The organism is Aminobacter sp. AP02 (assembly GCF_003148805.1).
Classification (GTDB): Bacteria; Pseudomonadota; Alphaproteobacteria; order Rhizobiales; family Rhizobiaceae; genus Aminobacter.
Genome location: NZ_QGGX01000031.1, coordinates 1 through 22,252 on the forward strand (window position 1 = coordinate 1; position 22,252 = coordinate 22,252).

Here is a 22,252-nt window from a genome sequence, read left to right on the forward strand (position 1 = left end):
ATCGGCGAGATCTGCCTGGCGATCGAGATGGGTGCCGACGCGATCGATATCGGCAAGACCATCCATCCACATCCGACACTCGGCGAGACCATCGGGATGGCGGCTGAAGTCGCGGAAGGGGTGTGTACTGACCTGCCGGCAGTAGCGAAAGGCCGGAGGCAGCCAAACCAATAGCCTTGCGCTTTTGAGTTTGACGGCGGTTTCCCCTTCCTCCGGGGAGGGATTAGACCGAGCCGGGATGGTGGGAAGGCAAACGTCATTCCTCAGCTCGATCTCTACCGCAAACGCTGGCCGGCTCTCTGCAAGCCGTGGCGCGGATCAGCAGCCTGGATCTTCTGCGTGACGCCCGTTGCTTGAGCCAGGCCCTGGAACGACAACGAACGGCGTCAGCTCTGGCGTTCGGGCAAGCGCAGAACCAGACCATCCAGGGCGTCGCTGACCTTGATCTGGCAAGACAAGCGCGAATTGGGGGTGGCCTCCCAGGCGAAGTCGAGCATGTCGGCTTCCATCGGTCCGGCCCCGCCCAGCGTTTCGGCAAAGGACGCGTCGACATAGACATGGCAGGTGGCGCAGGAACAAGCGCCACCGCATTCCGCATCAATGCCGGGCACGCCGGCGTTGATCGCGGTTTCCATGACAGTCGCGCCATTTTGCGCCTCGATCTCGAAGCGTTTGTCGTCGCTGGTGATGTAGATGATGCGGGGCATTGGCGAGCCTTTCGAATTCCATGTTCTGATTGCGCGGCCAGATCAGGCCGCAAGTCGACTGTCCCTAGGACTTATGGTCCCAGGGCTTGGATTGTTCAGCTGGTGGATGCGATTTACTGAAGGCCGCAGGCGCGGAGGAAAAGGGTGGCTACTTCCTCTTCTACTCGGGCCATGTCGAGCTCTTCCTTGTCGCTGAGTCGCATGAAGCTGCGGATCTGGACCTCGAAATCCGCATAGTGCTGGGTAACCGCCCAGATATGCATCTGGAACAGCAGTGGATCGACCGGACGGATCAGGCCCTGGTCGACCCAGGACTGGATCAGCTTGACGGCTTCCTGTGTTGAAGCCTGGTACTGCGCCCAGTGCCGGCTCAGGAAAGGCGCGCCGTTGGCGATCTCGGTGGTGAAAAGCCGCGACGCCTTGGGGTTCTTCTGGCCGTATTCGAGCTTCTTGTGGATGTAGGCGCGGATGATCTGGGCTGGGTCGTCGCCAGTGGAGGCGCTGATGAACATCTCTTTCCATTCGTCGAGAATGTAGACGAGAATGTCCTCGTAGAGCTCTTCCTTGCTCGAGATGTAGTAGTGGAGCTGCGGCTTGGTCAGGCCGGCGCGTTGCGCGATGGCCTGCGTCGAAGCGCCGACCAGCCCGTTGCTCGCAAACTCGTCTATCGCCGCATCCCTGATAGCTGCCAGGATGCGTCGCCGACGGTCGAGCACCTTCTCGCGCGCGCTCAGTTCGCCGTCTTCAGGGATTTCAGCTTTGTCGAGACTCATTGCCTGATCGTTTCCGGCGAGGGGCGGGTGAGCGCCCCTCGCCACGTTGATTACGGGTTGAACTTCTTCTTGATGTCGAGGCCTACGCCCTTGTTGACGAAGGCATCCGTGGCAACCTTGGCGATGTCAATCTTGTCGTCTTTCACGATGCCCGCCTTGACCGCCAGCTGGTAGAAATCCTTGACCCGATCCATCGAAATCGCGCCGATCCCCTTTTCAAGGGTATCTCCGCTGTCGATCAATCCCAGTTGCTTGAGCATCGCCAGTTCGCCGTCGAGCGTTTCGGCAGTCATGTCAGGGTTGTCCTTGAGGATCAGCTCGTAGGCCTTGCTGTGATCTCCGTATAGGAAGTTATTCCAACCCTCGATCGTTGCGTCAACAAACCTTTGGATAAGCTCCGGGTTCTTGTCGACCATTTCCTGGCGGGCTTCGATGGTGTTGGCGTAGGTGCTGTAGCCGTGGTCGGCGAAGAGATAGGTCGTGACCTTGGCGCCTTGCTTGGCCGCGTATAGCGGCTCGGCGGTCGCGTAGGCCTGCTGGACGAGCTTCTTGTCGCCCATGAACTGTGCGAGGCTGTAGCCGTAGGGGCGGATCTGTTCATCCTTGAAACCGAATTCGCTGACCAGCCAGGGCCAGAACCCGAACTGGCTGTCCTTCGCGATCAGGATCGACGGAGCGTTGGTCAGGTCCTGAAAGTCCTTGTAGGCGCCCTCATGGGCTATCAGGGCTTGCGGGTCCTTCTGGTAGAAGGAGGCCACGACCGTGGTCGGTATGTCGTTCGCGACATTGTGGAAAGACAGCAGCAGGTTGCCTGTCAGCAGGAAGTCGAGCCGTCCTGCTGCCAGCATTGGCCGGTTGTTGACCTGCGGGCCGCCCATCTCGATCTTCACGTCGAGGCCGTACTTCTCATAGGTTCCGTCGGCCAGCGCCTGATAGAACCCGCCATGGCCGGCCTGCGCGAGCCAGTTGGTTCCCACGACGACCTTTTCCAGCGCATGCGCGAATTGCGCGGACATGGCCAGCGAAAGGCCGGCGATCGCCGCCCTGAATGCGTTCTTCATGTAGTGTATTCTCCCATTTGATTGTCGGTCTCAGTCTTTGGCGACCATTTCGGCCGTCCAGCCTCGCGTCTTCCCCGGATTGAGGAGTCCGTAAGGATCCGCTTGTTTCTTGAAGTCGATCTGCATCGTATCGATCTGCTTCATGCCGCCATCTTCGATGGTGTAGGCATGCGGATCGTAGATGTCGCAGCCGTCGAGCTGTTCCAGTTCGCGGATCACCCGGTAGGTGTCTTCGCGATCGTGGTAGCGCACCAAGGGTAGGCCGAAGATCTGTACCTCGCCTTCGAGCCGCGCCATCTCGTGGTGCATGTATTGTTCGTCGCCGTAGCGCTCCATCTGGCGGCGCACGACTTCCGGATCGAAGGGGCGGGGATAGGCCACCTGCAGATAGGTCCAGCCAGGTTCGGCCTTCAGCGCTTGCAACGTCGTATGGTTCCAGCCGCACTCATAGGCTGGCTGGAGACCCTTGGCGTGCAGTTCCTCCTTCGTCATGGCGAAGGAAACGCGGCCACCGAACTCGGCAACCAACGCCTCGAAGCGGCTCATTTCTTCCGGTGCGATCATCGCGAAAACGGCATCCCGATCCGATGGGAAGAGCTCGCCGAATTTCGTGTAGAAGCGCGCAAAGCGGCGGTCGACCGTCGTCAGCAGGTAGCAGTCGAGATTGTCTTCCAGCGCCTTGAGGCAGAAGCGCAAGGTCGCATCGTAGCTTTCGAACAGGGCTGCGGTGTGCACCCAGTCCGTCGCCTTGGTCAGCCCGATCTCGAGTTCCATGACGATGCCGTTGGTACCGTAGGCGTGCTGGACCTTCTGGATCTCGGTGCCATGCAACTCGATGATTTTCGGCTCCGGTTCGACGGTCATCACCTTGACCGAATAGATGTTGCCGTCGTCGCGCAGCATGCCGTGGCGCAGCGAGCCAATGCCGCCGGAGCCGCCGGTGAAAAACCCGCCAATGGTGGCGATGCGACGCGTCGAGGGATACATCAGCAATTCCTGCCCGGTCTCGCGCACGGCATCGTCGAGGCGCGCAATGCGCGCGCCGGCTTCGACGCGCACGCGGCCCGGCTCGATGGCAAGAATCCGGTCGATCTTGGTCATGTCGAGAATGATGCCGCCCTCAAGCGGCACGCACTGGCCGTAATTGCCGGTCCCGCCACCGCGCAGCGTGATCGGAATGCGCAGGCGGGCGGCGGCGGAAGCGACGCGGCGGACCTCGTCCTGGTCCTTGGGGATCACTACCAGGTCGCCTACGAAGTGGCCGATGTCCTCGCTCAGGATCGGGCTGTACCAGAAGTAATCGCGCGAGCGCAGCTCCACCTGCTTCGGATCGTCATAGATGCGAATGCCGTCAATTTCGGCGCGGAAGGCGGCCCAGTCATAGGCGCGCTCGGGCTTTGTCGCCACGTTCATGCGTTTCTCCAGTCTTGATTGTTTGCCGGCAGCGGCTTGCCGCCCCGGTAGACGATACGCTGTGCCTGCGGTCGGCTGATCAGGTCGCCGAGGTCGCGCGCACCGTGCCAGACGAAGTCAGCGCGGCCGCCCTTCTCGAGCGGCGCGGCGATGCTGCTCGCGCACCAGTCGGCCGGCAGGCGGGTGATGCTGTCGAGCCATTCTTCCGGCTCGAGGTGGCAGGCGGGGGCGGCCAGGCGCAGGATGGCAAGCGGGTCGTAGTCGCCATAGGGATAGAAGGCGTCGCCCACATTGTCCGAGCCGAGCATGACCGTCATGCCCATTTTGCGCGCCTCTTTAAGCGGCGCGATGCCGCGCAGGCGGGGTGAAACCCCGTTGCGCCGATCCTGCAGGTAGAGGTTGGACGTCGGCAGCGCGACCAGCGCAACGCCGGCCTTGGCCGCCGCCACGAGGATCCGCTCGACATCGGCGGCGGGACGCTGCGTAAGCGAACAGGCATGGCCGCACAGCACACGGCCGGCGAGGCGATGCCGGACAGTGGCGTCAATGACCACCGACAGTGTGTCAGCTTCCACGTCGAGCCCTTCATCGACGTGGAAGTCGAGGTCGAGATCGTGCTCGCGCGCCAGCACGAACATCTCCTCGACCTTGGCCTCGAGATCGGCATTGCGGTAGAAGAAGGCGCCAAAAACGCCGCCGTCCTGTTTCACCCGCTGGGCGATTGCAGCCGCCGCCACCTGCACGAGATCGCCACGCACGAGCGCTGCAAGCTGAAGGTCGATCCGACCTTTCCATTTCTCCCGCAGCGAAGCCAGTACCGGCCAGGCCTCGGGTACCTCAGGCGTGACCCAGTCGATATGCGTGCGCATTGCGCCGACGCCCTGCCGATAGGCCGTTTCCAGGGCGTGGCCGGCACGGGCGCGGATGTCGGCGGCCGTCCAGTTCGGGCGGTCGTTCTCCATCAGCGCGATCGCGTCGAAAAGGCATTCGACCTTGGCGTTCGCCTGCGAGCCGATGCGCGAGATCGTGTGGGTCTTGTCGAGATGCACATGGACGTCGGCGAACAGCGGCGTGACCACGCCGCCATTGGTTGCGTGCGACGGGACCAGATCTGCGATCTTGCCGTTTGCGACGACAAGATCGTAGCGGCCCGGACTGCCGGGCAAGGCCACGCCGGACAGCCGGATGGGCTGTTCCTGATCCGGCGAGTCTTTAAGGGCTGTTGCGATCCCGTCCGACACGCTCAGGCCTCCCGGCGGATTTCGCTTTCGTGCCAGCGGCCGAGAACGGCGCGCGACAACCAGCTCGTCACGAGGAAGATGACGATGCCTAGCACCGACACCAGGAACAGGGCGGCGAACATGCGCGGGATTTCGTTGCGGAAACTCGACTCCAGAATGCGCGACGCCAGGCCGGTGTTCTGTCCGGCGGTGCCGGCAACGAATTCCGCCACGACCGCACCGATCAATGCCAGCCCGCCGGCAATCTTCAGCGCCGCCATGAAGTAGGGCAGGGCGCTGGGTGCCAGAAGGTAGCGCAGCCGCTGCAGGGGCGTTGCCTGATAGAGCTTGAACAGGTCGCGCAGATTGTGATCGGCGCTGCGCAAGCCGATCACCGTGTTCGAAAGGATCGGGAAGAAGGCGACGATCCAGGCGCAGATCAAAAGCGCTGTGAAGGTGTCATGCACATAGATCAGGATGAGCGGAGCGATCGCCACCACGGGCGTCACCTGGAGGATCACCGCGAATGGAAAGAAGCTCATCTCCACGGTGCGCGACAAGGCGAAGATCATGCCGAGCAGGATGCCGCCGGCGATAGCGCAAAACAGCGAGAGCAGCGTCAGCTTGATGGTGAACAGCATGGAACTCATCAGGGAGGGGCCATCCTTGACGAGTGTTTCGGCGATCACTGAAGGCGCCGGGATCAGATAATGGGGGACTTCATAATACCGAACCAACCCCTCCCAGACAAGGAGCGCGATGGTAATCGCCAGGGTCGGCATGATGACGCGCATGCGCTGATCGATGCGGGCAAGCCGTTTCTGTTCGGAATTGAGGACAGGTGTCTCTGAGGTCATGGGACAGGCCTTCAATGGTCGATGTCGTCAGCGCCGAGCGTCTCGGTCAGCGCATCGGATACGGTCTGGCAGCACTCGGCGTATTCTGCGGTGGTGCGGAAGTTCTCGGCACGAGGATAGGTACCGGGGATCGCGATATCGGCGACGACCCGGCCCGGCCGCGCGGCCATCACCACGACGCGGTTCGACAGGTAGACGGATTCATAGACGCTGTGGGTGACGAAGATCACCGTCAGCCCATGCTCCTGCCAAAGCCGCAGCACGTCGTTGTTGAGTTTGAAGCGCGTCATCTCGTCGAGCGCGGCGAATGGCTCGTCCATCAGCAGCAGGCGCGGGCGGGTGACGAGAGCGCGGGCAATCGAGACGCGCATCTTCATGCCGCCGGACAGTTCGCGCGGATAGGCTTCGGCGAACTTGCTTAGTCCGACCTGGGCCAGCACCTCCTCGACACGCGGCTGCGCCTCCTTGCGTGACAAGCCGCTCAAGCGCAGCGGCAGGTACACATTCTCGAACACAGTCGACCAGGGCATCAGCGTCGGCTCCTGGAAGACGAAACCGATGTCCTGGGGCCCACGGCCCTGGCCGGGTGCGTGGCCGTTGACGTGGATCTTGCCGGCCGAAACCGACGTCAGTCCGGCGATCATGCGGAGCGCGGTGCTCTTGCCGCAGCCGGATGGGCCGAGGAAGCTGACGAACTGTCCCTGTTCGATGTTGAGCGACATGTCGCGGACCGCGACGACGCCTGTGCCGTATTGTTTGTAGACGCCGTCGATCTCGATCAATGCGGAAGACGACGCGGATGGAGCGGTGGCCATGTTCATTATTTCACTCACCAGGCAGTTTTGTTGTCGAGCCAGGAGAGCGGGGCACGCTCGATCTCAGCCAGAAGTTCGACGAGGCGGTCGGCGGCGAAATCAATGGTCTTACGCCCCTTCTCTGCTGTGGCAGCCGATGCGTCGCCTGCCGCGCCATGCGGGTTGATGTCCTGGATCTGCCAGCCGGGCTTCGCGCCGGAGAGTGAGATATGCTTGAACTCGCTCGCGAAGGTCTCGGTCAACGTCCGGAAGTTCTGCGCCTTGCTCATGTCGACGAGGTCGGGATGCAGTTCGAGCATCACCGAGGTTTCCATGTCGCCGGCATGGATGCCGTGGTGCATTTCATGGTCGCCATAGACGCCTTCCGGCATGCCCTGGCCAAACCAGTTGACGGAAAAGACCATCAAGTTGTGGCGGATGCGCAGCTCGCGCGCAACGATGTCCATGGTGCTGATCTGGCCGCCGTGGCTATTGAGGAGCACCAGCTTCTTCACGCCGCTTGCCGCCACGCAATCTCCGATCTCGCACCACATGGCAATCAGCGTCTGGGCCGAAAAGGTCAGCGTTCCAGGGTATCGGGCGTGCTCGTTGCTTTTGCCGATGGCCTGGGTTGGCAGAAACAGCGCCTTGCTCGATGCCGGCAATCTCTCGATCGTTGCCTCGACGATGCCGTTGGCGATCGCCGCGTCGACCGACAGGGGCAGGTGGGGCCCATGCTGTTCGGTTGCGCCAACCGGCAGAACGGCGACGATCTGCTCACGATCGAGTCGCGAAAATGCTTCACTCGTATAGTCGGACCAATATCTCTTCAAACTACCAACCCCTCCCTGGTGGTGCGCGCTAGCGCATAGGCCAGCGAATGCTCGCGGCCGCTTGCGCCTGCGTGGCACGAGAATCATATGGATGCGCTAGTTTCCTCCCGCGTTCAGTCGCGGATGGACAAGATGGGAGAAGTCCGGAAATGCCCGGCACAAGGCGCGCGTAGCCGGCTCGATGCGGCATTGCCTTCGGCTTGTCTCGTCATTGGTCCCCTCCCTGTCGCCAGGATTTTGTCCGGCGGCGCAGCTCACTACTAAACGATCTGACCGATCGGTCAAACTAATTGTTTAATTTCTTTTGTGGATATGCAATCAAAACATGTTCCCGTTCGAGTCGGAGGGGCCGCGATGGCGGCTGAGGGGCTTTGGGCGGGAGGTTCAGCGCGGTGGGTCGGGATCCGGCAGGCGGCGAACACGTATTTTCTGGAGGGGTCGTGGAGGAAAGATGCATCATCGTCGGTGCGGGGCATGCGGGTTCGCAGGCCGCGGTCAGTCTCCGGCAGGAAGGCTATCTGGGCGAGATCATCTTGATCGACGACGAGGCGGATATTCCCTACCACAAGCCGCCGTTGTCCAAGGCCTATCTGAAAGCCCCCGATGCCAGCAGCCTGGTTCTGCGCCCGGAGGCAGTCTACCGAGACAATTCCATCGAGCTCCTGTTGGGTGCCCACGTCAGCACGATTTGTGTCGACGATCGGAAGCTTGCGCTCAGCGACGGCCGCCAGATCGGTTGGACCGACCTGATTTTGGCGACCGGCGCGCGGGCGCGAATACCTGATTTGGTAGGTGTAGGGGCACGCGGCGTCGTCAGTTTGCGCAGTATTGCGGACGCTCGGCTCATCAGGGACATGATGGCCGGTATCGACAATGTCGTCATCGTCGGCGGCGGCTTCATCGGCATGGAGATGGCGCATAGCTGCTCCGTTCTGGGCAAGAAAGTCACGCTGATCGAGGCTGCCCCCCGTGTGTTGGGGCGGTCAGTGGCCGAGGTGGTTTCCACCCACGTCAAAGCGAGAAGCAGGGCTGCCGGCATCGATGTCTTCACGGGTGTCCAGGTTGCAGCTTTCGAGGAAAAGGACGGACGTATCGAAGCAGTCCGCACGGTCGATGGTCGCCGCTTCGAGGCCGAAATGGTGGTGTTGGGCGTGGGTGCTGTGCCGAATGTCGAACTGGCCATTGAGGCCGGACTTGCCGTGGACAACGGCATCGTCGTCGACAGTCATTTGCGCAGTTCCGCTCCTCATGTCTACGCCATTGGCGATTGCGCGATCTACAATCATCATCATGTTGGGCGCCGTATCAGGCTCGAGTCCGTACAAAACGCGACCGACCAGGCCAGACATGTCGCACGCTCGATCGCCGGGCGACCCGGCCCCTATCGCGACGTCGCTTGGTTCTGGTCCGATCAGGGCGACATGAAGCTTCAGACCGCCGGCCTGTCCTTCGACGCCGATCGCCATTTCACCTCCGGAAATCCGGAAGAAAATGCCTTTTCGGTCTATCATTTCCAGGGAACGCGGCTGTTGGCGGTGGATTCCGTCAATCGGCCGGCCGACCACATGATCGCGCGTCGACTGCTCGCTGCCGGCGTAAGCCCGACCGAGGCCGACATCGCGGCCGGGCCGCAGCACCTCAAGCAACTGGCAAGCGAGAAGCAACCAGCTCCAGCCTGAGCCAGGCTTCTCTCATAGGTCATCATCCAAAACACAGGTTCGGGAATAGGTCGAAAAATGGTTCACTGTCTTATCATTGGCGGAGCCGGCATGCTCGGTGCAGGGCTGGCCAAACGTCTCATTCAGGACGGCAAGGTCGGCGGCAAGGCCGTCACCCGGCTGACCCTTTTCGACATCGTGGCGCCGAGCATCCTGCCCGAGGGCGGCGAAGTCGCGGTCGGGGTCGAAACCGGCGACATCTCGTCGGCTGAAACGGCCGAGCGCCTGGTGGAAGCACGGCCCGACGTGATCTTCCATCTCGCAGCCATCGTCTCCGGCGAAGCCGAACGCGATTTCGAGAAGGGTTACCGGATCAATCTCGACGGCACGCGGCATCTGTTCGAGGCTGTCCGCAAGGCGCATGAACGCGACGGCTACTATCCCCGCGTCGTCTTCACGTCGTCGCTCGCCGTATTTGGTTCGCCGTTGCCCGACGTCATCGGCGACGACTACATCATCACGCCGCGTTCGAGCTACGGTACGCAGAAGGCAATCGGCGAACTCCTACTCGCCGACTACAGCCGTCGCGGCTTTTTCGACGGCATCGGCATCCGCCTGCCGACCATCTGCGTCCGTCCCGGCAAGCCCAACGCGGCTGCCTCCGGCTTCTTCTCCAGCATCCTGCGCGAGCCGCTTGCCGGTTTGCCGGCGACGCTTCCGGTGGATCCGTCGGTGAGGCACTGGTTCGCCAGCCCACGCGCGGCAATCGGCTTCATCGCACATGCGGCTTCGGTGGATGGCGCCCTTTTGGGAGAGCGCCGCAACATGACCATGCCGGGCGTATCGGCGACCGTTGCCGACGAGATCGAGGCACTCCGCGCCATTGCCGGCGACGACGCCGTCAAGCTGATCCGCCACGAGATCGATCCTGCGATCGTCGCGATCATCTCGACATGGCCGCAGGCATTCGAGTCACGCCGCGCCGAACAACTCGGCTTCTCGGCGGATGCCTCCTTCCAGGCCATCGTCGAAGCTTATCTCGAGGATTATTCCCCGCGGGCGGAGAAGCAGGCATGAGCGCCAACGCCCTGAGCGGCACAACCGCGGCGCCCGGCCGGCAGTTCGTGCTGCTTGGCCTTGGTGCCATGGGCTACGGCATTGGGCGCTCCTTGCTCAGGGCCGGTCTCGCCGTCGATGGTTTCGACCTCAATCGCGATGCCCAGAACCGTTTCAGGGCCGAGGCGGGTCTCGATCGCACGCTTGAGGACGCGTGCGGCGAGGCCGATGGTGCGATCCTGGTCGTCGTTAACGCGGCCCAGACGGAAGACGCGCTGTTTGGCGCGCAAGGCCTGGCCGACAGGCTTAGGCCAGGCGCGGTTGTTGTCAGCTGCGCCACGATCGATGCGCAGAAGGCGATCGAATTCGAGGCGCGTCTGGCATCCAAAGGCATCCTTTACCTCGATGCGCCGATCTCCGGCGGATCGGCCCGCGCTGCGAAGGGCCAGCTCACCATCATGGCATCCGGCACCCCACATGCGTTCGGGCGGGCGGAGGCGGCGCTCGATGCCATGGCCGAAACCGTGTTCCGGCTGGGTGACTGCGCCGGGCCGGGTTCGGCGATGAAGAGCGTCAACCAGTTGCTCGCTGGGATCCACATTGCGGCGACCGCGGAAGCCTTCGCATTCGGGCTGGCCCAGGGCGTAGACGCGGACCAGATCATGCAGGTGATACCGCGTTGCGCGGGCTCGTCCTGGATGTTCGAGAACCGCGGCCCCTATATCGCAGATGGTGACTACCGGCCCCATTCGGCGGTCGACATCTTCGTCAAGGACCTGGGGATCGTCACCGATACCGCAAAGGGTGCTGCGCTGGACCTGCCCGTTGCGGCAGCCGCGCTCGCCCGTTTCAAGGAAGCTTCGCTGAACGGCCTTGGCCGCGAGGGCGACGTGGCGGTGGTCAAGCTCTACGCGCAAGCGAGCGGCGTCGGTCTTCCCCCCAAGCGTTATGAGGAGAACTGACCATGCTGCTCGGCTGCATCGGCGATGATTTCACCGGCTCGTCCGACCTCGCCAACACGCTCGTGAAGGGCGGCATGGCGACGACGCAATATTGCGGCATTCCCAGCCAGGACGCCCATCCCGATGTCGAAGCGGGCGTCGTCGCGCTGAAGACGCGCAGCGTGCCGGTCGGAGACGCGGTCGCGCAGTCGCTGCAGGCGCTGGCGTGGCTGCAGAAGCAGGGCTGTCGCCAGTTCTTCTTCAAATATTGCTCGACCTTCGATTCCACCAAGGCCGGCAATATCGGTCCGGTCGCCGAGGCGCTGATCGAGGCGCTCGGCGCGAAGCGGGTCATCGTCTGCCCCGCTTTCCCGGGCGCGGGGCGCACCATCTACCAGGGACATCTCTTCGTAGGTGACCGCCTGCTCAACGAATCCGGTATGGAAGCCCATCCGCTCACCCCGATGACGGATCCCGATATCCGCCGCTGGCTGCAGCATCAGACCGGACTTTCCGTCGGCCTGGTCGCGTTCCCCGACGTGCGTCGCGGCGCCGAGGCCATCGCCGAGGCCTTGCGGCGGCAAAATGCAGCCGGTCATGCGCTTGCGGTCGTCGATGCGCTGCAGGACGAAGACCTGTTCGCCATCGGCCGCGCCGCCGCCGACCTGCCGCTCATTACCGGCGGCTCGGGCGTGGCGCTGGGCTTGCCGGAGAATTTCCGCCGCCAGGGGCTGATCGGAAACCGCATAGTGACATGGGAAGGGATTGAAGGGCCCGGCGCAGTGTTCTCAGGTTCCTGCTCGCGGGCGACACGCGGTCAGGTCGCGCACTATCGCCGCGATCACCCGGCCTTGGAGATCAATGCCGATGCGCTGATGGCGGGTGAAATGACCGTCGCAAAGGCGGCGGGCTGGCTGATCGAGAACCTTGCCGCCGAGCCGCTGGTGTTTTCCTCGGCGGAGCCGGAGGCTGTCGGCCGCGCGCAGGAAAAATACGGTCTCGACGTCCTTGCCCACAAGATCGAGGCGTTCTTCGCCGAACTCGCGGCGGAATCGCGCAGGCTCGGCGTCGGGCGTCTGGTCTCGGCCGGTGGCGAGACATCGGGCGCGGTTGTACAAGGGCTTGCCTGTGAGGCGCTGCAGGTCGGTCCCGAGATCGATCCCGGCGTGCCGATGCTGCGCGTTGGCGGCCAGGACTTCGGTCTTGCCTTGAAGTCCGGGAACTTTGGCGGGGAGGACTTTTTCACCAAGGCGCTGCGGATGCTCGAACGGGCAGGACAATGAGCGAAGAAACAGAACTGCGCGAGACGATCTGCCGGATGGCACGCTCGATTTTCGAGCGCGGCCTGACCGGCGGTGCATCCGGCAACATTTCCGCCCGTCTCTCCGACGGGCGGCTGCTGGTGACGCCGACCGGCACGTCGTTCGGCGATCTCGACCCGGCCCGCCTGTCGCTGCTCGACGGCGCCGGCAGGCTTCTCGGCGGCGACGCGCCGACCAAGGAGATGCCGCTGCACGCCGCTTTCTACGAAACGCGCGGCGCAAAGGCAGGCGCGATCGTGCATCTGCATTCGACCCATTCGGTGGCGCTGTCGATGTTGCCGGAGACCGATCCCGACAATGTACTGCCGCCGCTGACCCCTTATTCGATCATGCGGCTCGGCAAGGTGAAGCTGCTGCCCTATTTCCGGCCGGGGGATGCTGCCATCGGCAAGGCGATCCAGGGGCTCGCCGGCAAGCGCAGCGCCGTCCTTCTCGCCAACCACGGGCCCGTGGTCGCGGCCAAGGACCTCGAGGCGGCGGTCTATGCGATGGAAGAGCTGGAGGAGACGGCGCGGCTCGCGCTGCTCACGCGCGGCATGAAACCGAAAATGCTGACGCCCGAACAGGTCCGCGATGTCGTGGATCATTTCAATATCGAGTGGGATTAGATTTCATGAAGCTTCCGTTTTCAGCCAATCTCGGCTTCCTGTGGACCGAACTTGCGCTGCCGGACGCAGTGCGCGCGGCAGCCAGGGCAGGTTTCGATGCCGTCGAGTTGCATTGGCCCTATGCTGTCGAGTCCGCGCTGCTCAAGCAGGCTCTCGATGAATGCGGCTTGCCGGTGCTGGGGCTGAACACGTCGCGGGGCAACGTCGACGGCGGGGACTTCGGTCTATCGGCCCTGCCAGGGCGCGAGATCGAAGCGCGCGCGGCGATCGATCAGGCGATTGCCTATGCCAAGGCGATCGGTGCGACCTCGGTTCACGTCATGGCCGGCAAGACCGAAGGCATCGCCGCACGCGACACCTTCACCGCAAATCTGCGCTATGCGGCGGATCAGGCCCGGGCCGCTGCGATCACGATCCTGATCGAGCCGCTCAACCGCCACGACGTTCCGGGGTACTTCCTCCTCGACAACGCCACTGCTGCGGCGATCATCGAGGCGGCGGGCCGCGACAACATCCGTATCATGTTCGATTGTTATCACGTCGGGCGTTCCGGAAAGCCCAGCCTGGAAGAGTTCGACGCCTATCGCCAGTTCATCGGCCATGTCCAGTTCGCGGCGGTGCCCGACAGGGGCGAGCCAGACACAGGCGAGGTGGACTATACAAGGGTGCTGCCGATGATTGCCGACGCCGGCTATGCCGGCTGTTTCGGCGCGGAATACAAGCCGCGCCGGTCCACTGACGAAGGCCTCGGCTGGCTTGCCGCCTGGCATTGACCGGTCTCGATAAACTTGCTGCCCGCCAAAGGTGAATGACATGACCGATCGCCCTGCGAATCTCGACCATCTCGTGCCCGAGACCATGCCGGCGCCCTTCGCGGCCTACAGCCATGGCGTTGTGGTGCGTGCCGGCTCAGACATGGTGTTCTGCTCAGGCCAACTCGGCGTCGGCCCGGATGCACAAGTCCCGGAAGACGCCGCAGCCCAGGCCGAACTCTGCTTCGAGAATGCGCTCTCGATCCTGGCTGCATGCGGCATGGACTTTTCGAACGTGGTCCGCATCAACGCCTTCGTCACGGACCGGGCCCATATGCGGCCCTATATGGCAGTTCGCGACCGCCTGTTCCCGCAACCGGCTCCGGCATCCACGTTGATGATCGTCTCAGGCTTTACGCGCGAGGAATTCAAGGTCGAGGTCGAGGTGATCGCGGCAGGGCGCTGATGGAATTTCTCAACATTCGCGAGGCGAGGAAAGGCTACTCTTCGGGACGCAATTCGGTGTAGTTTTCTAGCGAAATCTTGATTCACGACGACGAAACGGCAGTGTCGCCATCTGGGCATGTTCGGCGGCCACAAGCTGGCCAACAGCGAGGGCGAACTGACCGGCGCTTAACGGGGCAAGAATCTTGGGATTGTTTACGCGCCTTTTCCAGAGGTTAGTCGTCTTCTGTCTAGGCGTTTTTTGCGTTTGGCTGATAGTCTTCGTCGTCTTCGATACTGCGGACAACAGGCTCCCATGGATCCTCGCGGTTAGCCTTACCTATGGGTTGACTGCTTATGTCATTTTACCAAACGCCGTCCGAATGGGTCTTAAGGTTCTTCACCGGAGACTTATCCCTAGATACACGATCACCGGAGATGGTCTGCCCGGCGATCCGGTAAATCTCGTCCTCATTGGCACTCTTCAACAACTCCGCAACGCGTTTGCTGCAGCGGGCTGGTCAACGGCTGATGAATTGGGGATAGCGACCTCATGGCGAATGATTAAGGCGTTTGCGCTCAACTCTTCGTATCCCACCGCTCCCTTCAGCTCGCTCTATCTCTTCGGACGAAAGCAGGACGTAGGCTTTCAACAGCCCATCAACAACAGCCCGCGCCAGCGCCATCACGTCCGTTTCTGGGCGCTCAGCCTCGCACACTCCGAGGACGATATGACGGCGGCGGGCTTCTGGTTGAATACGGACAAGCCGTCGACCGATCGGCGCGTATTGTGGGTTGGGGCGGGTACCAGGGACACCGGCATATCGCTTGCCCGTCTAACCTTCCAAGTCACCCATGCTACCGATTCGGACACCAATGCGGAACGCAACTACATCGTTACCCAGTTGCGGGAAAAAGGGGTGATCGGCGATGTCGCATTACACCAATCGGGTTCGTTTTTGCAGACTGGAAAGGTCAACCACTACGTTACCGATGGCGAGATCGCCTTCGCCAGCCTGATACCAGATTGAGCACGCATCCGGATCGTCGCTACCCTCCTTTGAGTTCGAAAATCTGAGCGCTGGGATCGGGTGCGGCGAAGTCAGAATTTGGGTTCGAAACCGAATGTGCGGAAAACACCGATGAGGTTGGCGCAACCAGTCACGTTCTGGATCGCTGTCTCTGTGGTCGCGGCGGTGATGCTGGTATTGTTGCACCAGATTCTGCTGCCGTTCGTAGTTGGCGCATTGCTTGCCTATCTGTTCGTTCCGGCGATCGACGGGTTGGAGCGCTTCGGCTTCAACCGTTCCTTTGCAGCCCTTGCAGTCTTCCTGCCGTTGATCGCGGGTTTTGTCGCCTTTTTGCTGGTGATGCTCCCGGCGATCATTGGCGAGGTCAGATTTTTTGCTGAGGAATTCCCCCGCTACGTCACGCGACTGCAGTCGCTCATGACCGAAGCAAGCTGGCCATGGCTGCATATTGTCATGGGCGACGACCTTCACATCGAGCAATCCTCCGCCGATCTCGCAAGGACAATGGCCAAAGACTGGCTCGATGGATTTCTTCGCTCGTTGTGGTCGAGTGGGCTGGCCTTGATTTCCGTTCTTTCGCTGCTCGTCGTCACGCCTATCATCGCCATCTATCTCGCAATTGACTGGCAGCGAATGATTGCCACGATCGATGGCTGGTTCTCCCCGACGTACCGCGACGACGTTCGGGAGCTTGGGCGCGAAATCCACGAAACAGTTGCAGGCTATGTGCGCGGGCAGGTGGTCATCTGTATTGCGCTTGCAGTGCTTTATGCGACGGCCCTTAAGCTAACCGGGCTCAACCATGCCATCTTGATTGGCATCAGCGCAGGCCTGATTAGTTTTGTGCCCTATCTCGGGGCCGCCACCGGCATCTTGGTGTCGACATGCGTCGCGATGGCTCAGTTCTGGCCGAATTGGCTGCCGGTTGCGGTGGTGGGCGGCATCTTCGTCGTCGGAGAAATGCTCGCCGACTATGTGCTGTCGCCGCGCGTCATCGGTCGTCGCGTCAAGCTCCACCCGGTCTGGATGATGTTTGCAATGTTTGCCTTTGGATGGCTGTTCGGCTTGATCGGTGTGTTGTTGGCGATACCGATCGCGGCATCTTTGGGCGTGATCTTGCGGTTTGCGAGGCGCCGGTCTCTTGCAACTTCGGATTACGACGTCACAGGCAGGCCTGGCCCGGAGTGATGACACGACCGGCGGGCGGCGCGCGCAATGCGAAGTCGGGCGGCGAGGCTCGCGTTGCCCCTCACCGAACACCAAGCAGAACGGTGGTGGTTGATCGTGACGGTTCAGAACATGCCCTGCTCGCGGGTACCGATGTCCAGCTAGGAGATGGACACGATCTCAAGTTCGCGCTGCCCGAGCTGTACGACGTCGCCAACGGATTTGCCTATCAGCGCGATGGCTACCGGCGACCCATGCGATATGGAAGCTTGAGACGGATCGGCTTCGTCCTCACCGACGATGCGGAAGGTCTGGGTGCGGCCATCGTCGCGCTCGAAGCTAACAGTGTGGCCGAAGGCGACCGCTTCATTGGACGTGGGCGCCGGCATGGGCTGCGCCGTGCGGACGCGCTCGGCGTAGTAGCGCATGTCTCGAACCGGAACCGCCGACTGCCGTCGTCTTTCGTTGACGTCTTCCAGCGCGTTTGCGGCTGCGAAAGCTTGCTGGGCGCGGGCCAGTTCTTCTTGAAGCATTTTCAAGCCCGCCTCCGTGACGAGGTTGATCCGCTCGGAGATAGGGCGAGCTGGCAGTATGGTTTCCGACGCTGCCTCTGCACTTTCTTCCTTGGCAAATGCGACGCTCAATTGCACGAGGCTCCTTGTTGAACACTGCTGAGCCTCCAGCCTACCATAAAGAGTCAGCAGTTTGATGGCTGGTTTCAGCAGAAACGGAACCTTCGAGCCGTCCAGGCAGGTGCGGTCCGATGATTACACTTTGCATTCCAGCATCGGCGCCTCATCACGGCGCAGGGTCAGGACTTCGACACCGGTCTTCGTGACCGCGACTGTATGCTCGAACTGGGCGGAGAGCTTTCGGTCGTTGGTCACGACTGTCCAGCCGTCGCTTTCGGTCGAGACCTTGCGCGTGCCCTGGTTGACCATCGGCTCGACGGTGAAGACCATGCCCTCGCGCAGCATTAGGCCCGTTCCCGGGTGGCCAAAATTGAGCACCTGCGGCTCCTCGTGCATCTCGCGACCGATGCCGTGCCCGCAATATTCACGGACAACCGAATAACCGTTCCTTTTGGCGTGCCGTTCGATCGCGAAACCAATGTCCCCCAGATACGCTCCGGGCCGGACCTGTCTTATGCCTCTCCACATGGCTTCCTGGGCAACCCGCACGAGCCGCCTCGCGGCGGGTGGGGCATTGCCGACAAGGTAGGTCTTGCTGGAATCAGCAATGAAGCCGTTCTTTTCGAGCGTTATGTCGAAGTTGACGATGTCGCCGTCACGGATGATCTCGCCCGAAGCGGGCACGCCGTGGCAAACGACGTGATTGATCGAGCAGTTCAGGACATGTTTGAAGCCATACTGCCCCTTGCTGGCCGGACGCGCGGCAAGATCCACTGATATGAATCGGTCGACCAGATCGTTGACCTGCAATGTCGACATGCCGGCAAGGTTATGCCAGTCCAGCATCTCGAAGACTGACGCCAGCATCTTGCCCGATATGCGCATCAGCGCCAGTTCGTCAGGGGTCTTTACCATGTCAGGCGAGCGCTAGATCCGCGACACGCACCTGCGCTGCCGCGAACTGCAACTTCACAATTTCATTGAAGGACAGCGACGGATTGGCCTCAGCCAGCATGCCGATCTTCATCCAGTATTCGGCCTGCGCATTGATGGACCGGCACATCACGGTGCTCGCCCGACGGGCTTCCTCATGCAGATCCTCGTCGATTTTTACGATTCCCAACGATAGCTCCTCAAACCAATTGATATACGAACCGTATACGGTTCGTATATCAATTGGTCAATAGGAGGGTCTTGCCGAACGCCGGATCTTGTTTGTTCGAATCGCAGGCAACTACCGCTGGCGGTCGCTCCAGTCATTGACGCACTCCGACAGCGAGAGAGGCGGGTACGACAGCGTCACCTGTCGCGCCCGCCAGTTCACTGCCGCCGCCGGAGGCGTGGCGATCGAAGAATATTTCTCGCCTTAGAACTCTCAGGCCGGTCGATCCTGCTACTTTTCAAGCTCGGCCTTGAGCTTGGTCACGTCCTCAGCGCTCATCTCGCCGATTGTCTTCACTTCGCCGGACTGGATGCGCCACAGCCGGAACGGGCCGGTGATATCGCCATGTTCGTCGAAGCTGACGGGACCGATGACGCCTTCATACTTGACCGGCTTGCCTTCCTTGATCAGCGCCAAGGCCTTGGCGAACTCTTCCTTACCGGCATGGATCGGCTCGCCGCCAGCGGCAACGACCTGGGGAATTGCAGCCTTGATTGCCGCCGCATCGCCCTTGCCCGCCTTGGCGACGGCAAGCGCCACGATGGCGCCGGCGTCATAGGAACGGTCGGCTGCCGGAGCATCCGGCTTGATGCCGCCGGAGAAGCTTTCGAAATTGGCGTTGAAATATTCGGTCGATGCCGTCTTGCTGGTGCCCGACGAGGTTCCGAAGGCGTTCTCCAGATATTGCGCCCCGACTGCGGTCACAAAATCGGCAGAGTTCATGCCGTCGTTGAGCAGGAATTTCTGTGGGCCGCCGTTGGAAATCCAGGCGCGTGCGATCGTAGCGCCGTCGACGGGATAGCTGACGAGGTAAAGCGCCTCCGGCTCGCCGGCCATCGCCGACGTCGCTTCCGCCGAATAGCTCGCCTGTTTTTCGTTATAAGGCGTGACAGACGTGATGACGCCGCCCAGCTTTTCATAAGCGGCCTTGAATTCGCGAACCATGTTGACGCCGAAGTCGTTGTTGACATGGACAATGGCGATCTTCTTCAGGCCCTGGTCGAGTGCGAACCTGGCGGCGGCGGTTCCCTGCAGCGCGTCGGAGGTGATGGTGCGGAAGAAGACGCCGTTGGTCTTGCCATCGCGGGCGAGGGCGGTCAGCGTCGGTGAGGACGAGGCCGGTGATACCTGCACGACGCTCGCGGGAGCTGTGACGGAGGTGAGGATCGGGATCGATACCGAGGAGATAATGCCGCCGATGATCACCGGCACCTTCTTGATGTTGACGAGCTGCGTGGCCTGGTCGACGGCGACGGTGCCCTGGCTCTGGCTGTCACGGGTATCTGTGACGAGATTGCAGCCGCCGACGCCGCCTGCCTCGTTGAAATCGCGGAACGCCATGTCGACGGCTTTCGCGCCGGCCTGTCCGTAGGCGCCTGCCGGGCCGGTCAGTTCCATGACCATGCCGATGGTGATGTCGCAATCCGCGGCCTTGGCCGGCGCGATGACGCCGAGCGTCAGGGCGGCAAGTGCCGTGGACAGAAGCAGTGTTTTTTTCATTTCCATTCCCCTTTCTTGTTGTTTGGCCGGTTCCCTGCCGGCCGATGGTTCAGGCAGACTTGTCGAGCGCCTTCAGGCAGCACCCTTGTTGAGGTTGTATTTCATGATCGAGCCGTGGCGGCCGGTACGGTCCCGCTCCAGCTCGTAAACGTCGCCGGAAAGCGGCTTTGCTGACGCCAGTACGGTCTCGATGCCCGCCATGTCGGCAGGGGTCAAAGCGAGGTCGGATATCGCAAGGTTCGAAGCGAGGTGGGCGCGATTGCGGGCACCGACAATGACCCCTGCAACACCCGGACGTCGTAGCACGGCCGCGCTCGCCACCGTCGCCACGTCTGTGTCATGGCGGTCGGCAATCTTTCGCAAGGCCCGAAGCAGAGCCTGAAAAAGGCCCCAGCCGCCGAAATCGTCAATGATGAGCTTGTATTTGGTGAGCGAGCGGTTTTCGAGCGGCTCGCCCGGTTCACCAACACCCAGCCAGCGGTCGCTGAGGAAGCCGCCGGCGACACTTCCGTAGCACAGCAGCGAAACGCCGCGCTCGGCGATTGCAGGCACCATTGTCTTTTGCGGCCGGACGTCGAGCAGGGAATACTGCACCTGCATCGACACAAGGGGCACGCCGCTGTCGATGATGGCGGTCATGTGTTGGGTGTCGAAATTGGTGCCGCCGATATTGCGGATCTTGCCGGCGCGGCGAAGCTCTTCGAGCCAATTGGCTGTTTCGAGCCACAGTGGCTGGTCATAGTCCCACCAGTGGAACTGGACCAGGTCAAGCTGTTCGGTCTTTAGCCGACGGAGCGACTGGTCGATGACACTTTCGACGTTGTGCTTGCTGATGTGTGGAAGGATGTCGAGGTCGGGCACGAACTTGGTGTGGACGTGGATATGGTCGAGCGCTTCCTGGCCGCGCAGGTTGCGGTAGTGCATGCGAAAGCGGCCGATCAGTTCTTCGACGCCGGTGTAGATGTCGGCGCAGTCGAAGGTGGTTATGCCGGCGTCGGCAAAGGCGGTCATATCCGCCATCGCCTCGTCGGTGCGGATTTCGCCGTGGCCGCCGGCCATCTGCCAGCCGCCGCGGACGACACGCGATATTTCATAGTGCGGCGTCAGTCGAAATTTCTGCATGTCTCTTCTCAAGCGCCGGGGAGGGGGACGGCCGTGGTGTCGGCATGGTTGAACCGGCGCAGGCCGGTGCGGGTGATGCGAAGCCGGGTCGAACAGTTGGGGTCGGGGCAGGCGACTTCCGCGTCGGTCGTCATCCAGTCGTTTTGGTGAGTGGGACGCTGCTTTGCCGCCAGCAGCGGCAGGACGGAAGCCAAGGAATAGATGGAAAAGCCCTGACCTTCGGGAAGGAAGAGCATCTCGCCGCGCAGTTCGAAATGGTCACCGGGTTTTGCGCCGCAATAGATCGGGCCGCCTTCGGGCGCGGTTACCTCGACCTTGAGGTCGAAAAGCTCGAATGTTTCGTCCTTGCCGTCAGACATGCTCTACTCCTGACCGTCGCCGTCGGCGACAAGTCGGTTGCGGACAAGATCGAAGGAGCGGGTGATGTCGTCCGTGAGCGCGCGTTTGGCGCCATCCCTGTCGCCGCGCTCCAGGGCTTCGATCAACGCCCAATGATGATGCACCGCGGGTATGCCGCGATTTTCGTCGTGGATTTGGGCGGCGGCCCGCACATAGGGGCCAGATTGCAGCCACAGGCTCTCGACGATCGGGATCAGCACGGCCGATCTCGCCGCCTGATAGATGTAGAAATGAAAGGCGTGGTTGAGTTCCGAGGTCGTGCGCGCCTTGTCGGGATCCTCGCTCTTGAACGCCGCCTCGCAGGCCAGGGTCAGTCGCCGCAATTCGATGAAATCAGCCTTGCTGAGGTTGGGCAGCGCCAGCGCCACCAGTTGCTCCTCGATCAGCGGCCGCGCCTGCGCGAGGTCGTCGAGCCTTTCGCGGGTGACGAGGGGAACGCGCACGGAGCGGTTAGGCAGCGCCTCGAGTGCCTGCTCCGAGACGAGCCGCGCCAGCGCTTCACGCACAGGCATCGTGCTGGTCTGCAGGGTTTCCGCCAGTTCAACGATCCGCAATACCTGGCCGGCCTCGAATACACCGTGGATAAGCGAGCGCCGCAATTCGGCATAGACACGTTCGTGCAGGGTTTCACGGCCGACGGGTGCAAGCGCATTGCGTCGGCCCGACTTGCCCACGCTCAAAGCGTCGAGGCTGCGCTCTTCTGAATCGAGATTGTTGGCTTTCAAGTTGCAGTCCTTCGATCGCAGCCGACATCGTTTTTCTACTTGCCATCGGCGAAACTGTCAATGTAGTTTGATCAA

At 61.9% G+C, this 22,252-nt stretch carries 24 protein-coding genes and 1 pseudogene; 10 read left to right on the top strand and 15 right to left on the bottom strand.

The window, feature by feature from the left end; genetic code table 11:
• Positions 1-174 (top strand): annotated as a pseudogene (locus C8K44_RS28060) (dihydrolipoamide dehydrogenase); the annotation flags it as partial.
• Between the two features lie 212 nt (positions 175-386).
• Here C8K44_RS28060 and C8K44_RS25065 read toward each other — a convergent pair.
• The 8 genes from C8K44_RS25065 to C8K44_RS25100 all read right to left on the bottom strand — a co-directional run bounded on the left by C8K44_RS25065 (position 387) and on the right by C8K44_RS25100 (position 7,658).
• Positions 387-707: a 2Fe-2S iron-sulfur cluster-binding protein gene (locus C8K44_RS25065; RefSeq protein ID WP_109578488.1), complete on the bottom strand. Its 321-nt coding sequence runs from the start codon at positions 705-707 to the stop codon at positions 387-389.
• Positions 708-820: 113 nt separating this feature from the next.
• A complete protein-coding gene (locus C8K44_RS25070) occupies positions 821-1,480 on the bottom strand; it encodes a TetR family transcriptional regulator C-terminal domain-containing protein (protein ID WP_109578489.1) in 660 nt (219 codons plus the stop codon).
• Between the two features lie 50 nt (positions 1,481-1,530).
• Positions 1,531-2,541, bottom strand: coding sequence for an ABC transporter substrate-binding protein (locus C8K44_RS25075; protein ID WP_109578490.1), 1,011 nt, complete (start codon positions 2,539-2,541; stop codon positions 1,531-1,533).
• 30 nt (positions 2,542-2,571) lie between these two features.
• Complete coding sequence (locus C8K44_RS25080; protein ID WP_109578491.1) at positions 2,572-3,954, bottom strand: FAD-binding oxidoreductase; 1,383 nt, start codon at positions 3,952-3,954, stop codon at positions 2,572-2,574.
• Complete coding sequence (locus tag C8K44_RS25085) at positions 3,951-5,195, bottom strand: amidohydrolase family protein (RefSeq protein WP_245417630.1); 1,245 nt, start codon at positions 5,193-5,195, stop codon at positions 3,951-3,953. The genes C8K44_RS25080 and C8K44_RS25085 overlap by 4 nt, the downstream gene beginning before the upstream one ends.
• Before the next feature lie 2 nt (positions 5,196-5,197).
• Entirely contained in the window at positions 5,198-6,031 is an 834-nt protein-coding gene (locus C8K44_RS25090) for an ABC transporter permease (protein WP_109578492.1), read from the bottom strand.
• 11 nt (positions 6,032-6,042) lie between these two features.
• Complete coding sequence (locus C8K44_RS25095; protein WP_109578516.1) at positions 6,043-6,846, bottom strand: ABC transporter ATP-binding protein; 804 nt, start codon at positions 6,844-6,846, stop codon at positions 6,043-6,045.
• Positions 6,847-6,860: 14 nt separating this feature from the next.
• Positions 6,861-7,658 (bottom strand): creatininase family protein, encoded by a 798-nt coding sequence (locus C8K44_RS25100; protein ID WP_109578493.1) that lies wholly within the window; start codon positions 7,656-7,658, stop codon positions 6,861-6,863.
• A gap of 440 nt (positions 7,659-8,098) precedes the next feature.
• Between C8K44_RS25100 and C8K44_RS25105 the strand changes: the two genes are divergently transcribed.
• The 9 genes from C8K44_RS25105 (at position 8,099) to C8K44_RS25145 (ending at position 16,658) form a co-directional block, all read left to right on the top strand.
• Positions 8,099-9,337: an FAD-dependent oxidoreductase gene (locus C8K44_RS25105; protein ID WP_109578494.1), complete on the top strand. Its 1,239-nt coding sequence runs from the start codon at positions 8,099-8,101 to the stop codon at positions 9,335-9,337.
• A gap of 57 nt (positions 9,338-9,394) precedes the next feature.
• Positions 9,395-10,393: a D-erythronate dehydrogenase gene (denD, locus tag C8K44_RS25110; RefSeq protein ID WP_109578495.1), complete on the top strand. Its 999-nt coding sequence runs from the start codon at positions 9,395-9,397 to the stop codon at positions 10,391-10,393.
• The gene (gene ltnD, locus C8K44_RS25115) at positions 10,390-11,334 is read left to right on the top strand and encodes an L-threonate dehydrogenase (protein WP_109578496.1); all 945 of its coding nucleotides are present in this window, start codon (positions 10,390-10,392) and stop codon (positions 11,332-11,334) included. The genes denD and ltnD overlap by 4 nt, the downstream gene beginning before the upstream one ends.
• A gap of 2 nt (positions 11,335-11,336) precedes the next feature.
• Complete coding sequence (gene otnK / locus C8K44_RS25120; protein ID WP_109578497.1) at positions 11,337-12,596, top strand: 3-oxo-tetronate kinase; 1,260 nt, start codon at positions 11,337-11,339, stop codon at positions 12,594-12,596.
• A complete protein-coding gene (locus tag C8K44_RS25125; RefSeq protein WP_109578498.1) occupies positions 12,593-13,243 on the top strand; it encodes an aldolase in 651 nt (216 codons plus the stop codon). The genes otnK and C8K44_RS25125 overlap by 4 nt, the downstream gene beginning before the upstream one ends.
• 5 nt (positions 13,244-13,248) lie before the next feature.
• Positions 13,249-14,016: a TIM barrel protein gene (locus C8K44_RS25130; RefSeq protein WP_109578499.1), complete on the top strand. Its 768-nt coding sequence runs from the start codon at positions 13,249-13,251 to the stop codon at positions 14,014-14,016.
• A 40-nt stretch (positions 14,017-14,056) separates the two neighbouring features.
• On the top strand, positions 14,057-14,461 hold the full coding sequence (locus tag C8K44_RS25135) for a RidA family protein (protein WP_109578500.1): 405 nt from the start codon (positions 14,057-14,059) through the stop codon (positions 14,459-14,461).
• 361 nt (positions 14,462-14,822) lie between these two features.
• Positions 14,823-15,470, top strand: coding sequence for an LssY C-terminal domain-containing protein (locus C8K44_RS25140; protein WP_348626354.1), 648 nt, complete (start codon positions 14,823-14,825; stop codon positions 15,468-15,470).
• 111 nt (positions 15,471-15,581) lie between these two features.
• Positions 15,582-16,658 (top strand): AI-2E family transporter, encoded by a 1,077-nt coding sequence (locus tag C8K44_RS25145; protein WP_109578502.1) that lies wholly within the window; start codon positions 15,582-15,584, stop codon positions 16,656-16,658.
• A gap of 140 nt (positions 16,659-16,798) precedes the next feature.
• Here C8K44_RS25145 and greA read toward each other — a convergent pair whose 3' ends face one another.
• The 7 genes from greA to C8K44_RS25180 all read right to left on the bottom strand — a co-directional run bounded on the left by greA (position 16,799) and on the right by C8K44_RS25180 (position 22,177).
• Entirely contained in the window at positions 16,799-17,281 is a 483-nt protein-coding gene (greA, locus tag C8K44_RS25150; protein WP_109578503.1) for a transcription elongation factor GreA, read from the bottom strand.
• Positions 17,282-17,404: 123 nt separating this feature from the next.
• Positions 17,405-18,184 carry a type I methionyl aminopeptidase gene (map, locus tag C8K44_RS25155; protein WP_109578504.1) on the bottom strand — a complete coding sequence of 260 codons (780 nt, stop codon included), beginning with the start codon at positions 18,182-18,184 and terminating at the stop codon, positions 17,405-17,407.
• Position 18,185: 1 nt separating this feature from the next.
• On the bottom strand, positions 18,186-18,392 hold the full coding sequence (locus C8K44_RS25160) for a ParD-like family protein (RefSeq protein WP_109578505.1): 207 nt from the start codon (positions 18,390-18,392) through the stop codon (positions 18,186-18,188).
• Between the two features lie 270 nt (positions 18,393-18,662).
• Positions 18,663-19,931 (bottom strand): ABC transporter substrate-binding protein, encoded by a 1,269-nt coding sequence (locus tag C8K44_RS25165; protein WP_109578506.1) that lies wholly within the window; start codon positions 19,929-19,931, stop codon positions 18,663-18,665.
• A gap of 72 nt (positions 19,932-20,003) precedes the next feature.
• A complete protein-coding gene (locus C8K44_RS25170; RefSeq protein WP_109578507.1) occupies positions 20,004-21,053 on the bottom strand; it encodes an aldo/keto reductase in 1,050 nt (349 codons plus the stop codon).
• 8 nt (positions 21,054-21,061) lie between these two features.
• Positions 21,062-21,412, bottom strand: a complete 351-nt coding sequence (locus C8K44_RS25175) for a TIGR04076 family protein (RefSeq protein WP_109578508.1) — start codon at positions 21,410-21,412, stop codon at positions 21,062-21,064.
• A gap of 3 nt (positions 21,413-21,415) precedes the next feature.
• Entirely contained in the window at positions 21,416-22,177 is a 762-nt protein-coding gene (locus tag C8K44_RS25180) for a GntR family transcriptional regulator (RefSeq protein WP_348626355.1), read from the bottom strand.
• Positions 22,178-22,252 lie beyond the last annotated feature (75 nt).